The organism is Treponema sp. R80B11-R83G3 (genome assembly GCF_054786115.1).
In genome coordinates, this window is sequence record NZ_BDHF01000306.1 from 1 (window position 1) to 879 (window position 879).

The 879-nt window shown below is 48.7% G+C and carries 1 protein-coding gene; it reads right to left on the reverse strand.

The genetic code is table 11. From position 1 onward, the window contains the following. Positions 1-19: 19 nt before the first annotated feature. The coding region (locus ACYVRH_RS13500) for a formylglycine-generating enzyme family protein (protein ID WP_461257411.1) at positions 20-879 on the reverse strand (860 nt) is incomplete at its 5' end.

An 879-nucleotide genomic window follows, 5' to 3' on the forward strand; every position in this document is an offset into this window, starting at 1 on the left:
GTTCCATATATCCAAATGGCTATTGTCGCACCAGTCGAAAGCCAAGATTAATGTCCGTGTAGCTCGGGTAGTCGGAAGACCGCCTGACTGAACGGGAGGTTTCCGCCGAATGACCATACCCACCGCTACGAGATATACGGTCTGTGCCGGAGACCGCGCCAGTAGGGTCAGACTGTACCTTGTTTTCATAAGTTCCATACCAATCCCAACACCACTCCCATACGTTACCGCTCATGTCGTACAATCCCAGGGCATTAGGTGCTTTCTTTCCCACTTCGTGGGTTATACGTCCGCTGTTTGCGGAAATCCATGCAACATCGCCAATAGTATCGCTCCCCGAATATGTGTACCCTGTCCAACCTTGTGCGTTTTGATTCCCGCCTTTTGCTGCGTATTCCCACTGCGCTTCGGTCGGAAGGCGGTAACCGTTAGCTCCGCTGACTATTATCACAGCGTCCCATATAGCGTCATTGTTGGTTGTAGGTACTGCTCCCCATGCCGAAGGATCGGTACTCCCCAATATGCTGTATGCGGGATTTAATCCCTCTTTCATGCTCAATGTATTGCAAAACACAATAGCGTTATACCAATTTACCTGTTCCACAGGGCGTTTCCCTTGTACCTCTGTAGCCGCTGGTTCCTTACCTGTAGTCCCGTTAAAGTAACTTGGGTTTGTTCCCATCATCGCCTGATACTGTTCTTGCGTTACCGTGTACTTTCCCATGTAAAAGTCTGTCAGCGTTACCTTGTGTACAGGGGTTACGTCACCTGTCGCAGCGTTTCCCAAATCTTTACCCATCAAAAAACTGCCGCCAGTTATCCGTACCATTTCGACAACTGTTGGAGTTTTGTTTTTATTGTTTTTGTTCGATGTTGAAC